Source organism: Pseudomonas sp. TREG-RG-20F-10-E-6-01 (genome assembly GCF_022662455.1).
Classification (GTDB): domain Bacteria; phylum Pseudomonadota; class Gammaproteobacteria; order Pseudomonadales; family Pseudomonadaceae; genus Aquipseudomonas.
Window position 1 is genome coordinate 207910 of sequence record NZ_JAKNQP010000003.1, and the last position, 20943, is coordinate 228852.

The following is a 20943-nucleotide window of genomic DNA, read 5'->3' on the forward strand; positions in this document are numbered from 1 at the left end:
TGTTGGAGTGAAATCAGGTCCGTGCACCGGACTGGCGATAGCGATCCAGCGCCACCGCGCCGATGATCACAATGCCCTTGATGATGTACTGCCAGATATCCGACACACCCAGCAGCACCAGGCCGTTGGTGAGCACCGCGATAATCAGCGCACCGATCAGCGTGCCGCCGATGGTGCCGACGCCGCCGGTAAAACTGGTGCCGCCGAGAATCACCGCAGCAATCGCGTCCAGCTCATAGGATTGCCCCAGTTGCAGGCCATTGGCGGCGAACAGGCGCGAGGCGCTCATCACCGCGCCCAGCCCGGCCAGTGCACCGGACATGGCGTAGACGAACAGCAGCACTTTCCACACCTTGATCCCCGACAAGCGCGCCGCTTCCGGGTTGCCGCCGACGGAGTAGATCTGCACGCCCATGACGGTGCGGCGCAGGATGAACCACGACAGCGCCACCACCGCGACGGCAATGATCACCAGCCACGGCACGCCCAGCACCGAGTCATTGCCGATAAACGCAAACGGCAAGTCGGGGTTGAACACGGTTTTGTCATCTGCCAGCAACCGCGCCAGGCCGCGCATGGCGGTCAGTGCGCCGAGGGTGACGATAAACGGCGGCAGGCGCATGAAGGCGATCAGCCCGCCGTTGACCAGGCCCAGCAACAGACCGAAACCGATGCCGGCAGCAATCCCGAACATGCCGAACTGTGGCGACATCGAGGCCTGCAACGCGACCACGGCGGACGCCGCGAGAATCGCGCCGACGGACAAGTCGATGCCTGCCGTCAGAATCACAAAGGTCATGCCTGCCGCCAGCACCACATTCACCGAAGCCTGCTGGGTGATGATCGACAGGTTCTGCACGGTGAGGAAGTTTTCACTGGCCAGGGCAAACCCGACCAACAGCAGTATCAGCACCGGCAGCATGCCGACCGTGCGCATCAGCTCGCGAACGCGTTCCGCTTTACCGACGGGCGCAAGGGCAAGTGTGTGGTTGTTTGAATCAGCCATGGGCAGCCACCTGATCGCCACCGGTGGCGAGGTCAATAATACGTTCCTGGGAAATGACGTGGCCGGATGCCCCGCCGACTTCGGCCACCAACTGGCCTTCGCGCATGATCAACACGCGGTCGCACGTGCCGATGATTTCCGGCAACTCACTGGAGATCACCACAATGCCAACACCGGCCAGCGCCAGTTGATTGATGATGCGGTAGATCTCGGACTTGGAGCCGATGTCCACGCCCCGTGTCGGCTCGTCGAGGATCAGCACATGCGGCTTGACCTCCAGCAGCCGCGCCAGCAGCACTTTCTGCTGATTGCCGCCGCTCAAGGCGCCGACATTGACCTTGCCCGACGCCACGCGAATCGACAGCGACTTGATCGCGTCATTTGAACGCTGGGCGGCATGGCCGCGATCCAGCACGCCACCGGCATGCGCGTCCGGCACACAGGCGCAGACGTTGATGTTGTCGGCCACGCTCATGTCGAGGAACAGGCCCTGGGCCTTGCGGTCCTCGGTGAGGTACACCACGCCGGCGCGGATCGCGTCAGCCGGGTTACGCAGTTGGGTGACGGTCTTGCCCACCACTTCAAGTGTGCCGCTGGTGCGCGGGTCGGCCGCAAAGATCAGCCGCGCCAGCTCCGTGCGCCCTGCCCCGACCAGCCCGGCAATGCCCAATACCTCGCCGGCGTGCAGGTCGAAACTGCACTGGCGCACACGCTTGCCATCGGCCATGTCACGCACGCGCATCACCACGTTGCCGGGGTTATAGGCGGCATGTTCCTTCTTGTAGAACCCGGAAAGATCGCGGCCGACCATCATTTTCACCAACACCTCGGCCGACAGCGCCTCGCGCGTCAGCTCGCCGATGTACTGGCCGTCGCGCAGCACCGAGACGCGGTCCGACAACTCATAGATCTCGGCCATGCGGTGGCTGATGTAGATAATCGCCAGGCCCTGGCTGCGCAGCTGTTTGATCAGGGCAAACAGGCGGTCGGTCTCACGCGATGACAGCGGCGTGGTCGGCTCGTCCATCACCAGGATCCTGGCGTGGGCATGCAGCGCACGGGCGATTTCCACCAGCTGGCGCTCGGCAATCGACAGGCTGCTCACCGGCGTGGTGGGTTTGAACTCGGCGCCCAGGCGTTGCAGCACCTCGACGCAGCCGGCTTGCATGCCCTTGCGGTCGATGGTCCAGCCGCGCCGCAGTTCGCGGCCCAGGTAGATATTCTCGGCCACGCTCAGGTTGGGGCACAGGCTCAGTTCCTGGTAAATCACGGCGATGCCGAGGGTCTTGGCGGTGGCGGGGTCGAAGGTGGCAACGGGCTGGCCGTCGATGCGGATTTCACCGCCGGGATCGGCCTGGTAGGCGCCGGAGAGGATTTTCATCAGGGTGGATTTGCCGGCCCCGTTCTCCCCCATCAACGCGTGGATTTCACCGGGGTAGACCTTCAGGCCGACATTCTTGAGCACGCGCAAACCGTTGAAGGTTTTGCTGATGCCCTGCATCTCAAGCAAGGGTTCAAGGCTCATGGATGAGCTCCTGGAATTATTATTTTTGTAGTCGAGTGCTGCCGACTCTAGTCCAGTTACATTTCCTTACGCAAGCGCTTGCGTGCGCCGTTTATCGATTGATTAAACGTTTCATCAAGCCCACAAGCGCGAAACCCGCACGCCGCCGGGTGCATGAAATGAAATTCATACGCCAGCGGAATAAAACCCTGCGCCCGTGCGTTCTGCCAGCAGTCATTGGAAGAAATCAGGATGCGTCATGACCTCCAACGCAGGCGTTGTCGTTTACATCTGGTATTCCCAATGGCGGCTGAACTCGGTCAACTTGTGGGAGCTGGCTTGCCCGCGAAGGCGGTGGGCCAGTGATACATGAGTTGGCTGACCCACCGCCTTCGCAGGCAAGCCAGCTCCCACATTTGGATCTCTGTGCATCAGGTAGATGGGCTTCGTTTGTACTCGGTTAAAGGTGGGAGCTGGCTTGCCTGCGATGGCATCTACTGTGTGTCACTGATAGACCGAGGTGCCTGCATCGCAGGCAAGCCAGCTCCCACAGAAAGGCAAAGCACTGCGGTACTGGCTGGCTGCACTCGGTCAACTTGTGGGAGCGCGCTTGCTCGCGAAGGCGGTGTGCCAGTGACACATGAGCTCACTGACCCACCGCTTTCGCGGGCAAGCCCGCTCCCACATTTGGAGCTTTGTGCATCAGATAGACGTGTGTTGCTGTGCTCCGGCATACCGGGCGTTTGCCAAAGGTGACCCGCTGTAAGAGCGCAACCGCCAGCTGCCCTGAGCGCAGCAACGGATATGCCCCCGCCCACCAATCCCTCCAAAACCCGCCAAGTCAAAGCTGCCAAGCATCAAAACGCCATAATCTCTGCTATCGTCCAAAGACCTCATCTCCTCCTCGTCGCCCTCGTGCGATCTCAGTGAGCATGCTCTGCGCCATCGGCTATCAACGTTGGCGGGCCTGAAGTTCATGGAACGCCACCGCGATGGATAAAAACCCAACCGAACGACCCCTCGAACCGCAATCGCGGGCCGAAAAAATCGTCGAATTCAAACGCCAGAAAACCCTGCTCAAGACCGGCGCCCTGCAAGACGCGATCTTCAACAGCGCGTATTTTTCAAGCATCGCCACCGACGAAAAAGGCGTGATCCAGATCTTCAACGTCGGCGCCGAACGCATGCTCGGCTACGCCGCCGACGACGTGCTGAACCGCATCACCCCCGCCGACATTTCCGACCCTGCCGAACTCATCACCCGCGCCGCCGCCCTCAGCCTGGAGCTCGACACACCGATCACGCCGGGCTTCGAAGCCCTGGTGTTCAAAGCCTCGCGCGGCATTGAAGACATTTACGAGCTGACCTACATCCGCAAGGACGGCAGTCGCCTGTCGGCCATGGTCTCGGTGACGGCCCTGCGCAACCGCCACGACACCATCATCGGCTACTTGCTGATCGGCACCGACAACACCGCGCGCAAGCAGGAAGAAGCCGAGCGCAAAGGCTTCGAACGCGCCCTGGAAGAAAAGAACCTGGAACTGGAACACGCCAACCGCATGAAGTCCGAGTTCCTCGCCACCATGTCCCACGAGTTGCGCACGCCGCTGAACGCGGTGATCGGCTTTTCCGAGGCGCTCAAGGATGGCCTGGTCGGCGACATGAGTGAGGTGCAGCGTGAATACATCGGCGATATTTTCACCAGCGGCCAGCACCTGCTGTCACTGATCAACGACATTCTCGACCTGTCCAAGGTCGAGGCCGGGATGATGGACCTGGAGCTTGAGGCCGTGGAGCTCGCCGGCTTGCTGGCCAACAGTCTGTTGATCGTGCGCGAAAAAGCCGCCTTGCAACGCATCCAGTTGAAACTGGAAAGCGACGGCGATTTCGGCACCCTGGAACTGGACCTGCGCAAAACCAAGCAGATCATCTACAACCTGCTGGCCAATGCGGTGAAGTTCAGCGAACACGGCGCCTCCGTGACCCTGGCGGTGCGCGAGGTCAGTCGCGCCCAGGTCGGGCAGATCCCTGGCGACTGGCCGACCCATGGCTTCGCCCTGCAACCCAGCCCCCACGCGCAGTTCCTGGAACTGAGCGTCAGCGACACCGGCATCGGCATTGCCAAGGACGACATGAGCAAGCTGTTCAAGGCGTTCAGCCAGATCGACAGCAGCCTGGCGCGTAAATTTGAAGGCACGGGTTTGGGGCTGGCGATGGTCAAGCAATTGACCGACCTGCATGGCGGCAGCGTCGCCGTCGCCAGCCGCGTGGGCCTGGGCACCCGCTTTGTGGTGTGGCTGCCTCTGCATCGCGCCTCGGAGGCCGCATGGCCGAAATCCTGATCGTCGAAGACAACGAGGCGAACATGCGCCTGGCTCGGTTGTTGCTGGTCAATGCCGGCCACAGCGTGTTGTGGGCGGCGGATGCAGAAACCGGGCTGACGCTGGCGCGGGAAAAACAGCCGGCGCTGATCCTGATGGATATCCAGTTGCCGGGCATGGACGGCCTCGCCGCCACCCGCCTGCTCAAGCAAGACCCCGGCACCGCGCACATTCCGGTGATCGCCCTGACCGCCATGGCCATGAAGGAAGACCGCGAAAAGACCCGACTGGCCGGCTGCGACGCCTACATCATCAAGCCGCTGCGCTACAAAGAGCTTTACCAGACCATCGACACCTTGCTGCAACAACATATCAGCCCACTTCTATGAGTCCTCTCCATGGCCAGCCAACCCGCAACGCTACTGATCGTTGATGATGAACCCCAGGTTCGCAAGCTGCTGGAAACCCTGCTGCAGCACGAGGGCTACCAGACCCTGAGTGCCAGCAGCGGTGAAGAAGCCTTGCAGTTGGTGGCGCAGCAACCGCCCGACCTGATCCTGCTGGACATCATGATGCCGGGTATGGACGGCTACGAGGTCGCCAGCCACTTGAAGGGCGACGAAGCCACGGCGAGTATCCCGATCATCATGTTGTCGGCCCTCAGTGAGCCCAGCGCGCGCGTCACCGGGCTGGAAACCGGCGCCGAGGAGTTCATCAGCAAACCGGTGGAGCGTGTCGAGTTGTGGCTGCGGGTGCGCAACCTGCTGCGGCTCAAGGCGCGCGGCGATCATTTGAAAGTCCACAACCTGATGCTTGAGCAGCAACTGCAGCAGCGAACGGGAGAGCCGGCGGGCATGAGCGTGCACGACCTGGCGCGCCAGGATCTGGAAAACGCCCTGCGCCTGGCCGTCGAAACCAATGCATTCAGCGTGCATTACCAACCCAAGGTCGAGCTGGCCGGTGGCCAGATATGCGCACTCGAAGCGCTGCTGCGCTGGGAGCGGCCAGGCTACGGCGCGGTTTCACCGGCGGTATTTGTGCCGATACTCGAGAGCCTGGGCCTGATCGTGCCGGTCGGGCGCTGGGTGATTGATACGGTTTGCCAGCAAATCGCCGTGTGGCAACGCGGTCTGATTGGCGCCGTAGAGGTTTCAGTCAACGTTTCCGGTCATCAATTGATCGAGGGCGACCTGATTGCCGATATCGAACGCACCTTGAGGCAAACCGGGGTGGCGCCGCACTGGCTGGAGGTCGAACTGACCGAAGGCTCATTGATGGAAAACACCCAGCACACCATTGCCAGCCTGCAACGGCTGCGCACGATGGGCGTGAAAATCTCCATCGATGACTTCGGCACCGGTTATTCAAGCCTGGCGTATCTGCGCCGGTTTCCCATCGACACGTTGAAGATCGACATCGCGTTTATTCGCGAGGTCACCACCAACCCGCAAGACGCGGCCATCACCCGCACGATCATTGAACTGGCCCATAGCCTGAGCCTGCAAGTGGTTGCCGAAGGTGTCGAAACCCAGGATCAGCTGGCGTTTTTGAAGGCCGCCGGCTGTGATCAGATTCAAGGGTACTTGTTCAGCCGGCCATTGCCCGCAGCCACGCTGGAACGCCTGCTACTGGAGCGAATGCCGCGGATCTGAAATCTCGTCGCGCAAACACTCGATCAGCCCGCGGTGTGTCGAACTCAATCGCCCCGCGCCACTGACCAGCGAGTTCGAGATCAAACAGGGCGGCGACCTTCATATCGACTATTCAACTGTGTGGCAGAGGCTGATTTGATTTCCAACTGACGGCCACGTTTCCTATGCTGCGAGGGTCACTCACTTTCCGTACAGGTGCCGCATGCCCCTTGAGAACACCCCTCGCCCACTCTGGTTGACCTTTGATTGCTACGGCACGCTGATCCAGTGGGATGAAGCCCTGCGCGCCGCGATCGATAAAATCCTCGACGAAAAAGGTGATCATCAGGTCGACCGGGATACCTTGCTCAGCGCCTACGATCATCACGAACACACGCATATCTGCGCCAGCCCGCGCCTGGACCGCGTGCCTGAGCTGTTCAAGTCCGTGGGTTGGTGAGGCCTATCGAAATCACCTGACGCGCTGCGATCCCACTGTGGGAGCGGGCTTGCCCGCGAATGCGCAGTGTCATTCACCGAATAGGTCGGCTGATACGCCCTCTTCGCGGGCAAGCCCGCTCCCACATGGGGGGGTGTGTACAGGCAGCATTTCAGGGGTCCAGCACCAGGCCGGCGTCGGCGGCTGACTGCACCAGGCTCTTTTGCCACTGCGCCAGGTTGCTCGCCTGGCGCTCTATGGCCAGTGAGTGGTCGAAAGCGCAGTTGAAGTTCAGCCCGGTCGCGTCTTGAAAGCGCCCCAGCAGTCGGCCCTGACGAAATTGGCCGATGCCGAACGGATTCGCCTGGGGCACAACAGTAACGGTGCCGCGCAGCCGCCCTTGAGCCTGTAAGGGGTGTCAGCCGTTGATGTAGCCGAACGGACACCCCTGACAACTGAGCACGAAGGTTGAAATGAGGGGTAAAGATTATCGCCGTCAGGCGCCGGAATCGCTGCACGCAATACTGCCACAAGGGGATGCCACGCCACTGTGCCGTGGCGTATTCCCCTGCCCAGGTGACAGACTTTATGACGCGTATTTCCACCCCCCACGCTGCGCACATGCAGCCAACGCAGGTTCCTGACAGCAACGTTGCACCGCCCAGGCTCACCGCTGAGCCCGGCGCGCCCATTCAGCCAGCCATTGAAGGCACCCGGGCCCACGGTGATCGCGAGCTGGCGGCTCAGTACGGCGCCGCACTGCGCGGCATAACCGGCGTAGCCGCCCGCGACGCTGACCAGAAAATCTGGCCCATTCCCCCGCATTCAACCTTCGGCCAATGGTGGGCGCAGCTGGCCAACGCCTTGCGATCACCGGATGTGGCCCAGTGGGTCCATGACCAGGGCATAGACAGCCACTCGATCAGCCTGAACCCGACGTCCGGGCGGATTTACTTCACACTCAAGCGTCGCCTGGATCCCGCGCAGACGCTGCACACGCTGGGGCTCGACGACAGACACTGGGGCGCCATCAGCGGCCCGGTTCTGCAGGCGGCACGTATCATTGCAGCCGGCCAGGCGGATGCAACCTTCACCCTGCCGGGCGTTACAAACGAGCACATCGCGCCCTTGGCACTGGTGGGCAATTTTTATCAAGAACCGCCCCACCTTTCGGGCACAGCCCTAAAGCAGCGTGCCGACGCACTCAGCCGCGAGCGCCGCTTCGCCGGGCTCGACCCTGTGGCCTTTCCCGGCTTAATCGAATCGCGCAGCGAAAGTGCCCTGCAAAGCCAGAAATCCGTAGTCGACGATACGCATGCGCAGCACCAGGCCGCAGCGTCGTTGCGGTACTTGTCAGCGCAGTTGAAAGACGGCACGCGATCAAATGCCGACATCGCCGATGAGTTACAGGCAAACACCCTTCAACTGGGCACCGACAGCACTTACCGCAGCGATCACACGCAGGCGTGGGCCGAGGTCAGCCTCAAGCAGTTCCTGGAAGATAACGGCTGGGATCTGCCGACCTGCCGCGAGGACATGGACAACCTTGCCCACGCAATCACCACACCACCGCCCATTACTCCGACGCACGGGAACCTTGGCGGTGCGCTGAGCTGGCCGCAACCCCTGGATCAGCGCAACCAGCGACTGTTGAGTACCGGCCTGTACGCAGGCGGCTTGGGCGACATTGATGTGCGCCCGTTTAACAATGTTCTGGAGTACCTGCTCGACAACAGGCCCCTCACGCCCTCAACGCTGAGCCAGCCGCGACGCTTACTCGACGAGTTGCTCAATACGCCCAGAGGCAAGGCACTGGGCGAGGCCATCCAGGCCAGCTTCGAGGCACGGTCAATCAAGGGCAGTGCCACCGATTGGCTGCTGGCGGCATTGAACGTGGAGCGTGTCAGCGTGACCGATCCTTTTGGCGCTGCGCGGCCAGACACGCCACTGAGCATTGAAGGTTACACGCTGTTCTGCGCCGAAAACGCCGGCAAGTCCGCGTCTACCATCGTCAGGGAGTTGGAAGAACACCTGGTGACCACCGGCCGAGCGTCCTCCCCGGCCACCGCCGCAGTGCTGACTCACCTTTTGCTTGCCAGCCGGGCGCCGGCGCTTTTGGTCAAGGACATCCCCGATCAGGTGGCCGTGGGCACCCACAGCTGGGTCAGCTTTGCCACGGCGGTCGCGCGCATCGAGGCAAAAGCGCCAGGGGCAACAGCGGCGATGAGCTATGCGCGCGTCATGCTGGAGGCCAGCGTTGCCCCCGTGACCGATGACGAGCGCCGCATTGAATATGCCGCCCAGCATGAAGCGATCAAGGACTGGGCCGTTGGCAATGGCATGCATTACCCGACCACCGATGCAGCCATGGCCGAAGTGCGTCAGCGATTCAGTGCCCAGGTCAGTGAGTTGAGAGAGGCCGCCGAGACGCAAATCGGCGAGATGCCGACCACAAAAGCCCTGGCGCTGGCGCAACTGAAACTCGCCTTGCCGGCAATGGCCCCGAACCTGTTTGAAGAAAAATGCATCACCTCGCAGCCCGCCAGCCGGCACTATCCGGGACCTTACTCGCTGCTGGATCTGTTTATCGACGGCAGAGCCCTGCTCGGCGCTCCCGACTCGTCCGACGATTGGGGCCGGGCCGGTCGCGCTGTGCTCAGCGCGGTGACGTTGGGCAGCGTCTCTTTGCCCACCGATGGCGCGCCAGGGGCTTGGGTAACGTCATCGAATGCAATCAACATCAACGCCGCTCTGGCAACGCTTAAAGACCTGCCACGTCCGCAGGATGCTTTTGATCAAGGGTTTGCGTCCTATGCCAACCGCGTAAAAAAGACCACCGCTGCGCAGCTCAAGCACTTGATAGCCACGCTGCCGCTGCAAGACCGACAAAACCTGGAATTCGGCAAAATAAGCGTGCGCAAGGAAATTGAATACAGCCGAGACGATCGCCGCGTTGCAGAAGGAGTGCTACTGGTCGAGACCCAGCACAATGGCAAGACCATGACCTATGCAGTCGACCGCCTCAAGGGCACGGTGACCCGGCGGCCGGGCCAGACTTACAAAGAGTACCCACCGGCCGGCGGTTGGTATCCGTCACCCGGCAAACGCTACGATGCCATAAAGCCTGCGGGTGAATACTCATCGGCGCTGCTGGATGAGCGCCAAGGTGCGCAAACCGTGCCTGATAGCTTCGCCAGTGACCGAACCCGGTACATCGCCGATGCGCTGATCGAAGACATCAACCTGCCTGCGGTGCACCGCAGCGCCAGAGGCGTGACGACCTTCGACACTGAAGTGCCGACCTATAAGGTGGTTGAGGAAGTAGCGCTGAATCTGATCCCGTTCAGGTCAGCCATCAAGCATTTCATCGACGGCAACGTGAAGGACGGTATCGTCGATCTGGCCTTCGATATCTTTGGTTTCGCGGTGGGCCTGGGGGCTGCGGCCAAGGGCGCGAAAGGCGCACTGGCCGGCGCTTCGGCCATTTCCAAACTCGGCCAGACGTTCAAGATCGTCGGGCGTGCGGCGGTCGGCTCGCTCAACCCCCTGAGCGGAGTGGATGACCTGGCTCGCGGCGTCGCCAATGGCGTACGCAGCTGGACCGGCGCCGCTTATAAGGGCCTCAAGCACCTGCGCGGGTCTTACCGCAGTGTCAACCTGCTCGAGTTGGCGAAAAAGCCCGATATCGCGCAAGGCACCTTCAGGGCCTCTCACCGTGCGCAGAGCCCCCCAGCGCTGGCCACATTCGATGAGGCGACCCAAAACTGGTACGCCTTTGATCCGCGCACGAAGCAGGCGTACGGCAAAGCGCTGGACAACTTTGTCGTCGACAGCTCCAACTCAAACGACGCCAGCAGCCTGCACGCCCTCGGCGGCGATGACCTGGTGAAGATCGCCGAACGGCAACAGGGCCTGGCGGCAAACGGCACATTCAAGGTCGGGCAACAGACCGTCGAAGGTCAGGCCGTGCTGTTCCAGGGTCACTGGCATCAATACGACGCGGTGAAAAAATACCCCTTTGGCCCCCCGCTCAAAGACTTCACGCCCAAGCGCCTGGCGGCCAGTGGCGAGACCCGCACACTGGATGCCAACCTGCGTGGTTATGAAGCCAGACACATAGCCCCCGACGCGCTTTCGACCAAGGGCTTGCAGGGCAACGTGTACGTAGGCCGCAGTAAAAAAGAATATGTAAGGGTCGACGGCACACTCTATGAGTCACGGTTGAAGGAGGGCCAGCGAGTCATCCGGCACCCCAATGGCACGCGGCCAGAGATCGCTATCAGGGACCTCGGCGCGTCCGGCTGGGAACCCACCTCCAGGTCCGCCCGGCTGCTGGGTGGCACCCATGACACACCCACGCCCTGGAAGTTTGGCGACAGCACTTACGTGGTCCCGATGGATGACATCCAAGTCGTCGAACATGCAGCCACGCCGTTCAGGCTCAATCACAAAGGCGCCGAACACAGCGTCATCTTCGACAGCTCGGCCGGTGCGTGGAAAGAGACCACGCTCGCCACGGGTATCGATGACACGCCCGCGAGGTATTTCTGGCGAAGTGGCAAGGGCAAGTGGCAACGGGGAACGCTTGATGAGTTCAGCAAAGCTAAAAAAGCCGACGCGCATCAGTACACCTTTATTGATGTCTCACCGCCGTCGGTGCTGAAGGTACCAAACGAGGTGAAACCGCTGCCCAAGGCGCTGCACTATTTTTGGGCCGGCCAGGCAATACCGTCGCACCTGGCCGACAACATTGCCAGGAACGCCACTCAAGCGCCCGGCTACACCTCCATCCTTCACGTCGATGCCGACAGCCCGGCGGTGTTTCAACGCATAAAAACCACGCTGCAGAGCAAGGCTCCCGGCGTGAAAGTGCTGAACCTGCATGAGGACGAAGTCTTCAAGCAGCTCAGGCGCGGCGAAATGTACGACTACTTTCGGCAGGGGCAAGGCAAAAACCTGGCGGCCGCCTCGGACGTTGCGCGTTATCCCATCATGAACAAGCACGGCGGCGTGTATCTGGACACCGATGACGTCATTCAAAAAAACATCGGCACCGACGCATTGCTCGCCGGCCCTGACGATGTTCTGCTCGGCGCGCCGGTCGTGCATAGCCTGACCGACTACACGCCGTTCTATAACACCAGTAACTTCGCGACACGCCCTGGCAACCCGGTCATCGAAGCGATGATCACGCAGATGAACCAACGCTTTAAGGCCAACAAGGCGTACTTCGCGGCCAACCGCCCCACTGCCACGAAAACCGCCGATGGCCGGGTGCACTACACGCCCGAATTCACCGCGTATGAACGCAAGATATTCGAGACCGCTGGCCCGAATCTATTCAATGACATCCTCAAGTCGAACCGGCCCGACCTGTACGAGCTGGGTTTGGATGGATTAGCCAAAGAGTCCAAGCTGGTCGACGGCAGCCTCGTCTCGTCCGGGCCTATCGTCGACATTGAAAACGACGTGCTTCGCGTCTACGCCAGCAAAGGGCTTGCGCCACCGGATCACCTGCGTGAGCAGATACAAAAAATCAAACACCACCACTACCCGCTGCGCTACCGGTTCCACATCAGCATCGGCGCCGATCACTCGTGGATCAACACCTGACCCAACAACTTTGAACCAGTACCGGGTCGTGGTCCTCCAACGGCTACAAACCACGGCCACGGTGCACGTTCGATGACTTTTATTCTTTGGTTGGCCGTACTCGGCGCGGTATTGCTGACCCTCGCCCTCACCTCCTCCTACCTGCGCTGGATGCCGGTGACAACCTCGGCAGTCTGCCTGTTGCTGGGCATCGCCATCGGCCCGCTGGGCATGGACCTGCTGCAGATGGACATCAAGGCCTCCGCACGCTGGATGGAGCACTTAACCGAAGTGGCGGTGCTGTTTTCGCTGTTCGTCAGCGGCTTGAAGCTGCGCCTGCCCTTGCGGCATCGCACCTGGCGCATTGCGTTTGGCATGGCTGGCCCGGTGATGTTGCTGACTATCTTGGGCAGCGGCCTCGCGCTGCATTACCTGTTCGACCTTTCCTGGGGCGTTTCGCTGTTGGTCGGCGCTATTCTTGCGCCGACCGACCCGGTACTGGCCGGCCTGGTTCAGGTCAACAATGCGCAGGACTATGACGCGCTGCGTTTTGGCCTGTCGGGCGAGGCCGGCCTGAACGATGGCACGGCGTTTCCGTTTGTGATCTTTGCGCTGTTATTCATGCAGCACGGCGGCTTTGACGGTGACTGGCTGGGCGGTTGGGCGCTGAAAAACCTGCTGTGGGCCGTACCGGCCGGGTTGCTGATCGGATACTGGATGGGCCGGGGCATCGGCCGCGTGACCTTGTGGATGCGCATCACCAACGAAGACAGCACCTTGTCACCCAACGATTACCTGACGCTGGCGTTGATCGCCCTGGCCTACGTGGCAGCCGAGGCCGTGGGCGGCTACGGCTTTTTGTCGGTGTTCGCCGCCGGGCTCGGCTTGCGCCAGGCAGAGTTCAGGTCCACCGGCAATTCGCAGACGCCCTCCGAGCACTTGGCATTGCCGGTGGTGGGCCATCTGGAAGTCGAACCTGCGCGCGCGCTCCAAGGTGATGTCAGTGAACTGCAAGACACGCAGATCGCCGCCGGTGTGATGATGGGCGACATGTTGTCATTCGGCAGCCTGGTGGAGCGCTCGATGGAGGTTTTCCTGGTGACGCTGCTGGGGATCATTCTGGTCAGTCATTGGGACTGGCGCGCGCTGCCGGTGGCGGCGCTGTTGTTTTGCGTGATCCGGCCGGCGAGTGTGCTGGCGGTGCCTTGGGGCAGCCTGATCGACTATCGGCAGCGCGGTTTGATGGGCTGGTTCGGTATCCGCGGGATCGGCAGCATCTACTACCTGTTTTATGCGCTCAACCACGGGTTGATCGGCACCAGCAGTGCGGTGGCGGTGAACCTTACGGTGTCGGTGATCGCCTTGAGCATCGTCGTTCATGGCCTGAGTACCCAGCCGATGCTGGTCTGGTATGAACGACGTGCCAAGGTGAAAGCTCAAAAAATTGCAGCTCAGTCCTGATTTTCGGTATGACCGACATCGGCCGCGTCATCCAGATCGTTCAGCGGCACTTCTGCATCATCCATCAATGAACCCGGGTCTTCGTTGCCCGGGTCATTGAGTTCTTCGTCGTCTAGATCTGACATGACCGTCTCCTCTAACCGCCTTGGGTATCGATATCGGCATCCGTCTCAGGCTTGGCTTCGGGCTCAGGCTTGAAGTCGGGGCTGTAGTCGTTTTCCTTGGCTTTTGGGTCGCTGGCAGGTTTTGGGTCTTTCGGCGCGTCGGCGGCAGTGCCGGGGGCCGGCTCTCCACCATCGATGGCCGGGTCGTTGCGGTTGCTGACTTGCGGATCATTGCTTGTGTTCATGGGGTCACCTCTTCGCAGTTTCGGAAAACACATCCTGCGTAAAGGTAAGGTCCCGCGCAGGACGATGAAGTTCCGACGATTTAACCAGCGTGCTCAAGACACAGGGTTATCGATCTGGATGTAGAACGCGTAGACGCCCAGCAATAGCCAGAACACCATGAACAGCCACGGCGCGCGCATGGAGAACAGCAGCGACTTGCGATAGCCCTTGTGCGACGACTCGGTTTCACAAAACAGCGGCGAATCGTCATAGGCCAAGCCCATCACCGGCTCGCTGCGCAGCAATTCACTTTGTTTGTAGTGCCAGTGGTCGATGATTTCGTACGCGGCGCGGATCCCCGGCCAGGCATTCAGAGAACTGAGCACCCCCAGGGAGGCCAGGAACACCGGCACGATCAAGGTGAAAAACTTGCCCCATTCCGGGTTCAGGTTGCCCATGCCGGAGACAAAGGCGATGACCAGGAACGACTGCGCCGTCAGGTAGGCGTCGGTGCGGTTGGCCAGGATGGAGGTTTCGTACTGGATTTCGCGGCGATAGAAGTCAAGGCGGTCCTTGGGCGAACCAAAAATCTTGGCGTTGTGTTCACTGTGATCGTCCAGCGCTGCTTCGGGAGTGTTCGGGGAGATAATTCTGGGCACGACGGTGCTCCACAAGGTTGCGAGTCTCGTTAGAAGAATCGGGGAGCAGTGAAGTTCAAGTTTGTTCATGCACCATTGTGGAACACGCCCTGCACCCTTGTAGTGAGCGGGCTTGCCCCGCGTTGGAGTGCGCGGCGTTGCTGCGTTTTTCTGGGGCCGCTGCGCAGCCCGACGCGGGGCAAGCCCGCTCGCCACAACATGCCCCGCTAACACCATCAGCCGGCTCGTCGCAGGATTAAATCGACACAAGGCCCAGTTCCGGCACACGCATTGCTTTATCCATTCATCTGCCCGGATTCAGGAGCATTCGTTACCCCCCGACCCAGAGCCGACCCCATAAGAAAGTAAGGACCAGGCCTGTTGGCACGATCAGCCACGGGCTCATAAAAAAATGCGTTTTTTAAAGCGGCAGTGCCACCCAAGCATCCCTGGGCACTGACAAGGTACTGGAATGGCTCGATCTTTCTTTGATGAAATGAATGACGCACAGGGCGTGTGCCGTGCGCATTATCAGGATTTCTCCCGCTGGCTGGCCAACACGCCGCCGGAACTGCTGGCGCAAAGGCGCCGCGAAGCCGATTTGCTGTTCCACCGCGCCGGCATCACCTTCACCCTCTACGGCGACGAGCAGGACACCGAGCGCCTGATCCCCTTCGATATCATTCCGCGCAGCATCCCCGCCACTGAATGGAGCGTGATCGAACGCGGCTGTATCCAGCGAGTCAATGCGCTGAACATGTTCCTGGCCGACATCTATCACGACCAACGCATTATCAAGGCCGGGATCATTCCCGCCGAGCAGGTGCTGGGCAACGAGGGTTATCAGAAGGCGATGGTCGGGCTGGACCTGCACCGCGACATCTATTCGCATATTTCCGGGGTTGACCTGGTGCGCGACGGCGACGGCACCTATTACGTGCTCGAAGACAACCTGCGCACCCCCAGCGGCGTGAGCTACATGCTCGAAGACCGCAAGATGATGATGCGCCTGTTCCCGGAAGTGTTCGCCAAGCAGCGCATCGCGCCGGTGGACCACTACCCCAACCTGCTGCTCAAGACCCTGAAAAGCTCCAGCCGCCTCGACAACCCCAACGTGGTGGTATTGACGCCTGGGCGCTTCAACAGCGCCTTTTTCGAACACGCCTTCCTTGCCCGAGAAATGGGCGTGGAACTGGTCGAAGGCGCCGACCTGTTCGTGCACGACCTCAAGGTGTTCATGCGCACCACCGACGGGCCCAAGCCGGTGGATGTGATTTACCGGCGTATCGACGACGCCTTCCTCGACCCCAAGGCCTTCAACCCCGATTCGATGCTCGGCGTGCCGGGGCTGGTCGCCGCCTATTGCGCCGGCAATGTGGTGCTGGCCAATGCGATTGGCACCGGCGTGGCCGATGACAAGTCGGTTTACCCGTACGTGCCGGAGATGATCCGCTTTTATCTGGATGAAGAGCCGATCCTGCAAAACGTGCCGACCTTCCAGTGCCGCAAGCCGGATGAACTGTCCCACGTGCTCGCCCACTTGCCGGAACTGGTGGTCAAGGAAACCCAGGGCTCGGGCGGCTACGGCATGCTGGTCGGCCCGGCCTCCACCGCCGCCGAAATCGAGGATTTCCGCCAACGCATCAAGGCACGTCCCCACGCCTACATCGCCCAACCGACCCTGAGCCTGTCCACCTGCCCCACCTTCGTCGAAAACGGCATTGCGCCGCGGCATATCGACCTGCGCCCGTTCGTGCTCTCGGGCAAGGAAACCCGCCTGGTGCCCGGCGGCCTGACCCGCGTGGCATTGAAGGAAGGCTCGTTGATCGTCAACTCGTCGCAAGGCGGCGGAACCAAGGACACCTGGGTGGTGGAGGGCTGAGTATGTTGAGTAGAACCGCCGCAGATCTGTACTGGATGTCGCGTTACCTGGAGCGTGCCGAGAACCTGGCGCGCATGCTCGAAGTCAGTTACTCGCTGTCGCTGATGCCCCAGGCCGGGCGCAGCGATGGGCTGGACGAACTGGCGATGGCGTTGCTCAGCAGCGGCACCCTGGAAAGTTACCTGGAGCGTCACACACAACTGGACGCGACGCTTATGCTGCACTTTTTCGCCCTCGACGAAGAAAACCCCGCGAGCATCTACAACTGCCTGCGTGCCGCCCGGGGCAACGCCCACGCGGTACGCGGGCGCATTACCGCCGACATGTGGGAAAACCTCAACGCCACCTGGCTGGAAATGCGCAGCATCGCCGCCGGTGGCCTGGCGCGGCACGGCATCAGCCACTTCTGTGACTGGGTCAAGCAGCGTTCGCACCTGTTCCGCGGCGCGACGTCCGGCACCATCATGCGCAATGACGCGTACCGATTTATTCGCCTGGGCACCTTCGTCGAGCGCGCGGACAACACCTTGCGCTTGCTGGACGCGCGCTATGAAATGTTTGGCGAGGAGTCGGAAGAAGTCAGCGACTTGTCGGCGCGCGGCTACTACCAGTGGAGCGCCCTGCTGCGGGCGTTGTCGTCGTTTGAGGCCTACACCGAGCTGTACCCGAACGCGTTGAATGCGCGCTCGGTGTCGGAGTTGCTGCTGCTGCGCAGTGATGTGCCGCGTTCGCTGCATGCGTGTATCGAGGAGTTGAGCCATATCCTCGCCGACTTGCCCGGCAGTTATGGGCGCACCGCGCAGCGCCTGGCGGCCGAATTCGAGGCGCGCCTGCGCTATACCGGGATCGACGAGATTCTGGAGGACGGCTTGCACAGCCGCCTGACAGACTTTATCGACACGGTGCGCGAGTTGGCACGGGCGATTCATAGCTCGTACCTTGAAGTGGTGTGAGTTGCAGTCACTTAACTGTCAGTTCGGGTGATTGACCCTGCTCAGGTGCCGCTCTTATGTTGGGCAGGTGAAAGGCTCTCCCATCCCTAGAACAGGTACCGCGCATGTCCGAACTGACACTGACCCCCGCCGCCGCTCAGACGTTGCAACGCTGGCACGCGATGCTGGCCGGGCGCGATCTGCAATCGCTGCCCGAGCTGCTGGCGCCTGATGCCGTCTTCCGCTCCCCGATGGCCCACACGCCCTACCCTGGCGCGCCCGTGGTGTCGATGATTCTCAACACTGTGATCACGGTGTTTGAAGACTTTAAATACCACCGTGAACTGGCCACGGCCGACGGGCTCAGTGTGGTGCTGGAGTTCAGCGCGCGGGTGGGCGACAAGCAACTCAAGGGGATTGACCTGATTCGTTTTAATGAGTTGGGGCAGATCGTTGAATTTGAAGTGATGGTGCGGCCGCTGAGCGGGTTGCAGGCGTTGGGTGAGGAAATGGGGCGGCGGTTGGCGCCTTATCTGGCAAAAACCAAAGGTTAAAACTGTGGGAGCGGGCCTGCCCGCGATGGCGGTGGTTCAGTTGCATGGGTGGTGACTGAGCGGACGCCATCGCGGGCAAGCCCGCTCCCACATGGGTTTTGTGTTGGTTATTGGTTTTTTACCAGTACGGGTTCTGCGCGGTATTGGTCCGGGAACAGCTTTTTCAGCTGCGCCACTTTCGGCAGGTCATTGATCACGATGTAGGGGTAGGACGGGTTCTCGGTGAGGAAGTCCTGGTGATAGGACTCGGCCGGGTAAAACGCCTTGCCCATCTCCACTTTGGTCACGATCGGCTTGTCGAAGGCCTTGGCGGCGTCGAGCTGTGCGATGTAGGCCTGGGCGACTTTTTGCTGCTCGGCATTCTGCGCGAAAATCTCCGAGCGGTACTGGGTGCCACTGTCCGGGCCCTGGCGGTTGAGTTCGGTGGGGTTGTGGGCCACCGAGAAGTAGATCTGCAGCAGCTTGCCGTAGCTGACCTTGCTCGGATCGTAGGTCACCGACACCGCCTCGGCGTGGCCGGTGTCGCCCTCGCTGACCGACTCGTATTGCGCCGTGTTGGCCGCACCGCCGTCATAGCCGGACACCGCGTTTTTCACGCCCTGTACGTGCTGGAACACGCCTTGCACGCCCCAGAAGCAGCCACCGGCAAACACCGCGGTTTGCAGGTTGCCGGGCTCGGCCGGCAGGTCGAGCGTGGGCGGCGCGATCATCACCGCGTCATCGGCGGCGCCGAAAGAAAAGGCCGAGCTTTGGCCGACGAAGGTGGCGAAGGCCAGTGCGGGTAAAATTTTGAGAAGCCTCATAAAAAATCACTCCAGAGCGCGGTCGGGTGTGGGAGCTGGCTTGCCTGCTCCCACATTGATTGGGTTTTCACTTGAAGATTGATGGGTCAGCCGAAGGTGAAGGCATATGCCGCCACGTGCGGGTCGAGAAATTCGATGCTGAAGGTGCGGTCCTGAACGGCGCCGGGCTGGCGTACTAGCTGATACAGGCGTTGCTCGGTCACCGTGCCGCTGCCATCGGGCGCCACATCCGTGCCGTGGGCATCGCCCGGCGCTTGGCCGTCAATCCTCACCTTGAAGCGCACCGGTTTGCCATCGGCACCCGGGCCCAAAACCAGGTGCAGGTCACGGGCATGGAAGCGGTAGACGATGCGCCCGCCAGCCTGGTCGAGGGTGGCTTGCTGGCCGCCGACATTCCATGGGCCTTCCAGGGTCCAGTTGTTCAGCGCCAGGGTGCCGGCTGCCGGGTAATTCACCACTGTGTCGGTGCCCAGGGTGCCGGTGGTGACGAAGTTTTGCGCACGCTGGAAGCCCAGGTAGGTTTCCGGCGATTGCACCTCGTTCATGTCCGGCGCTTGCTGCAGGCCCTTGGCGTCGGCTTCGATCAAGCCACCGGCGACGTTGGTCGCGCCGGCCTCACGCAGCAGTTGCTGAATGACGCGTTCGGACTCGGCGTAATCGCCTTCGCCAAAGTGGTGATAGCGAATCTGGCCCTTGGCATCGGCAAAGTAGTGCGCCGGCCAGTACTGGTTGTTGAAGGCGCGCCAGACTTTATAGTTGTTGTCGATCGCCACCGGGTAGGTGATGCCCAGATCCTTCATGGCCTTGGTGACGTTGCTCACGTCGCGTTCAAAGGCGAATTCCGGGGCGTGCACGCCAATCACCACCAGGCCCTGGTCGTGGTATTTCGCGGCCCAGGCTTTGACGTAGGGCAAGCTGCGCAGGCAGTTGATGCAGGAGTAAGTCCAGAAATCCACCAGCACCACTTTGCCTTTGAGCGCTTCGGCGCTCAGTGGCGGGCTGTTGAGCCACTGCACCGCGCCGTCCAGCGCCGGCAATGCACCTTCAATGGGCAGCGAATCGCTGTGGTTGGCCGCCGCCATCATGGCTCCGCCAGCCATCATCGCGCCGCTCTTCTGTTCGGGCTTGGCGCTGAGTGTGTCCACCAGGCGTTGTTCCAGGCCGCCGGTGGAGGCTGTCGACAAACGCGACAGCACGCCGGTGTCCAAGCCCAGCGCGATGGCGGCCACGCCGGCCAACATCAGCGCTCCCAGGCCGCGGCGCAACCATTCGCCGGCGCCGAGCGACTTTTTCATCAAGCCAAAGACTTTACCGCCGACCAGCAGCGCCAGCGCCAGTGACGTCGCAGCACCGGCGGCGTAGGCCAGCAACAGCAAGGTGGTGCCGATGCTGGCGCCCTGCAGCGCCGCGCCGGTCAGTACCAACCCGAGGATGGGCCCGGCGCAGGGTGCCCAGAGCAAACCGGTGGCCACGCCGATCAGGAACGAGGCGCCCGGACGCGGTTTGGCGTCGGCCCCAGCGGCTTCGGACAGGCGACTGCCGGCGGCTACCAGTGGCCGCGTCAGGCGTTCCGACAGTTGCGGCAACAGCAACGTGAGTCCGAACAGGGCAACGCACAGCAACGCGAGCCAGCGCCCGTATTGATTGACTTGCACCACCCAGCCGCCGCCCACTGCCGCCAGCGAGGCCACCAGGGCGAACGTCACCGCCATCCCCGCTAACAGCGGCAAGCCACTGCGCATAAACGGCTGCCCGGTGCGAGCGAAGACAAAAGGCAGAACAGGCAGGATGCACGGGCTGACAATGGTCAGCACGCCGCCCAGATACGCGAGAACCAGAAGCCACATGGGT

General features: G+C 61.6%; 15 protein-coding genes and 2 pseudogenes. 9 read left to right on the forward strand and 8 right to left on the reverse strand.

Annotated elements, in window-relative coordinates; all coding sequences use genetic code 11:
• Positions 1–13: 13 nt before the first annotated feature.
• Together L8K08_RS11385 and L8K08_RS11390 are read right to left on the reverse strand one after the other, a co-directional pair.
• Positions 14–1006, reverse strand: a complete 993-nt coding sequence (locus L8K08_RS11385) for a ribose ABC transporter permease (RefSeq protein WP_242196827.1) — start codon at positions 1004–1006, stop codon at positions 14–16.
• Complete coding sequence (locus tag L8K08_RS11390; RefSeq protein WP_242196830.1) at positions 999–2531, reverse strand: sugar ABC transporter ATP-binding protein; 1533 nt, start codon at positions 2529–2531, stop codon at positions 999–1001. The genes L8K08_RS11385 and L8K08_RS11390 overlap by 8 nt, the downstream gene beginning before the upstream one ends.
• Before the next feature lie 971 nt (positions 2532–3502).
• Here L8K08_RS11390 and L8K08_RS11395 point away from each other — a divergent pair.
• The 4 genes and pseudogenes from L8K08_RS11395 to L8K08_RS11410 form a co-directional block, all read left to right on the forward strand.
• The gene (locus tag L8K08_RS11395) at positions 3503–4852 is read left to right on the forward strand and encodes a PAS domain-containing sensor histidine kinase (protein ID WP_242196832.1); all 1350 of its coding nucleotides are present in this window, start codon (positions 3503–3505) and stop codon (positions 4850–4852) included.
• Positions 4837–5220 carry a response regulator gene (locus tag L8K08_RS11400; protein ID WP_145160607.1) on the forward strand — a complete coding sequence of 128 codons (384 nt, stop codon included), beginning with the start codon at positions 4837–4839 and terminating at the stop codon, positions 5218–5220. The genes L8K08_RS11395 and L8K08_RS11400 overlap by 16 nt, the downstream gene beginning before the upstream one ends.
• Positions 5221–5229: 9 nt before the next feature.
• Positions 5230–6483 (forward strand): EAL domain-containing protein, encoded by a 1254-nt coding sequence (locus L8K08_RS11405; protein WP_242196836.1) that lies wholly within the window; start codon positions 5230–5232, stop codon positions 6481–6483.
• A gap of 202 nt (positions 6484–6685) precedes the next feature.
• Positions 6686–6856: pseudogene (locus tag L8K08_RS11410) on the forward strand (haloacid dehalogenase type II); the annotation flags it as partial.
• A 223-nt stretch (positions 6857–7079) separates the two neighbouring features.
• Here L8K08_RS11410 and L8K08_RS11415 read toward each other — a convergent pair.
• Positions 7080–7359, reverse strand: a pseudogene (locus tag L8K08_RS11415) (succinylglutamate desuccinylase); the annotation flags it as partial.
• Positions 7360–7489: 130 nt separating this feature from the next.
• Here L8K08_RS11415 and L8K08_RS11420 point away from each other — a divergent pair.
• Positions 7490–12514 (forward strand): glycosyltransferase, encoded by a 5025-nt coding sequence (locus tag L8K08_RS11420; protein ID WP_242196843.1) that lies wholly within the window; start codon positions 7490–7492, stop codon positions 12512–12514.
• Positions 12515–12586: 72 nt separating this feature from the next.
• Positions 12587–13954: a sodium:proton antiporter gene (locus L8K08_RS11425; protein WP_145160601.1), complete on the forward strand. Its 1368-nt coding sequence runs from the start codon at positions 12587–12589 to the stop codon at positions 13952–13954.
• On the opposite strand, the gene L8K08_RS30265 is transcribed toward L8K08_RS11425, so the two are convergent.
• The 3 genes from L8K08_RS30265 to L8K08_RS11435 all read right to left on the reverse strand — a co-directional run bounded on the left by L8K08_RS30265 (position 13945) and on the right by L8K08_RS11435 (position 14942).
• Entirely contained in the window at positions 13945–14079 is a 135-nt protein-coding gene (locus L8K08_RS30265; RefSeq protein ID WP_277933608.1) for a hypothetical protein, read from the reverse strand. The genes L8K08_RS11425 and L8K08_RS30265 overlap by 10 nt on opposite strands.
• Positions 14080–14090: 11 nt before the next feature.
• Entirely contained in the window at positions 14091–14303 is a 213-nt protein-coding gene (locus L8K08_RS11430) for a hypothetical protein (protein WP_145160599.1), read from the reverse strand.
• Between the two features lie 93 nt (positions 14304–14396).
• A complete protein-coding gene (locus L8K08_RS11435) occupies positions 14397–14942 on the reverse strand; it encodes a hypothetical protein (protein ID WP_145160597.1) in 546 nt (181 codons plus the stop codon).
• Between the two features lie 451 nt (positions 14943–15393).
• Between L8K08_RS11435 and L8K08_RS11440 the strand changes: the two genes are divergently transcribed.
• From L8K08_RS11440 to L8K08_RS11450, 3 genes are all read left to right on the forward strand, one after another.
• On the forward strand, positions 15394–16803 hold the full coding sequence (locus tag L8K08_RS11440) for a circularly permuted type 2 ATP-grasp protein (protein ID WP_242196845.1): 1410 nt from the start codon (positions 15394–15396) through the stop codon (positions 16801–16803).
• A 2-nt stretch (positions 16804–16805) separates the two neighbouring features.
• The gene (locus tag L8K08_RS11445; RefSeq protein WP_242196846.1) at positions 16806–17756 is read left to right on the forward strand and encodes an alpha-E domain-containing protein; all 951 of its coding nucleotides are present in this window, start codon (positions 16806–16808) and stop codon (positions 17754–17756) included.
• 104 nt (positions 17757–17860) lie between these two features.
• A complete protein-coding gene (locus L8K08_RS11450) occupies positions 17861–18289 on the forward strand; it encodes a nuclear transport factor 2 family protein (RefSeq protein ID WP_119740554.1) in 429 nt (142 codons plus the stop codon).
• A 107-nt stretch (positions 18290–18396) separates the two neighbouring features.
• Here L8K08_RS11450 and msrA read toward each other — a convergent pair whose 3' ends face one another.
• Together msrA and L8K08_RS11460 are read right to left on the reverse strand one after the other, a co-directional pair.
• Positions 18397–19092, reverse strand: coding sequence for a peptide-methionine (S)-S-oxide reductase MsrA (msrA, locus tag L8K08_RS11455; protein ID WP_242196847.1), 696 nt, complete (start codon positions 19090–19092; stop codon positions 18397–18399).
• Between the two features lie 86 nt (positions 19093–19178).
• Positions 19179–20939 (reverse strand): cytochrome c biogenesis protein DipZ, encoded by a 1761-nt coding sequence (locus L8K08_RS11460; protein WP_242196851.1) that lies wholly within the window; start codon positions 20937–20939, stop codon positions 19179–19181.
• Positions 20940–20943 lie beyond the last annotated feature (4 nt).